Source organism: Meiothermus sp., assembly GCF_025056915.1.
Lineage (GTDB): Bacteria > Deinococcota > Deinococci > Deinococcales > Thermaceae > Meiothermus.
Map to the genome: position 1 here is coordinate 1 of NZ_JANWVH010000171.1, position 853 is coordinate 853.

The window sequence follows — 853 nt, forward strand, 5'->3', positions numbered from 1 at the left end:
GGGCGATCTTCATCGTTACCTAGAGGTCAGCCTACAACGGGCAGTGCATTTCAGATGGGTCTGTAGCTCGCGCAGCCGCCGGCGTTCACGGCATGATCTACAAATCCGACTGCGCCAGGGGAGCATTTTGTATCGGCACGTTCATCTCGCGCAGCCACTCACGAATCTTGAGGTCAATTTCATCGCGGACTCGGCGGAACGCGGCCAGCTTTTCTTCCTCCGTGCCCTCAATCCGGGCCGGGTCGTCGAACGGCCAGAACATGCGCTTGTTCACACCGACGAATACCGTCGGGCATTTCTGTTCGGCGTCGCCGCAGACGATGATGAGATAGCCGAAGTTGATATAGCCCAGATATTCGCGCACGCTCTTTGAGCGTTGGCCGCTTATATCAATTCCGATCTCCTGCATCACCTTGACGGTCAGCGGGTGGAGGCCCTTCGGCTCCAGGCCGGCGCTGTAGGCCTCGAACTCGTTGCCGGCGTAGTGACGCAGAAAGCCCTCGGCCATCTGGCTGCGGGCGGAGTTGCCGGTACATAAAAAGAGAACTTTGGCTTTGCCGGGCATGGTATTTCGTATTGCGTGTTACGTATTGCGTATTCTGTAGGGTTCACGCTACACGCAATACGCTATACGCTACACGGAGTACGTCCGCTCGTTATCCGAATCTTCCGGAAACGTAATCTTCCGTCCGCTTGTCTTTGGGCCGGGTGAAGATGATGTTGGTGTCGTCGTATTCGATGACGGTGCCGGAGCGCTTGCCATCCTCGGTCAGCATCATCATCGCCGTTTTATCCGAGACGCGCGCGGCTTGCTGCATGTTGTGTGTGACGATGATGATGGTGTAGTCCTTCT

1 protein-coding gene and 1 pseudogene are annotated in these 853 nt (G+C 56.5%); both read right to left on the minus strand.

Annotated elements, in window-relative coordinates; genetic code table 11:
• Window positions 1–97: 97 nt before the first annotated feature.
• Window positions 98–565: an arsenate reductase ArsC gene (locus tag NZN28_RS14490; RefSeq protein WP_295399355.1), complete on the minus strand. Its 468-nt coding sequence runs from the start codon at window positions 563–565 to the stop codon at window positions 98–100.
• Between the two features lie 91 nt (window positions 566–656).
• Window positions 657–853, minus strand: a pseudogene (pstB, locus tag NZN28_RS14495) (phosphate ABC transporter ATP-binding protein); the annotation flags it as partial.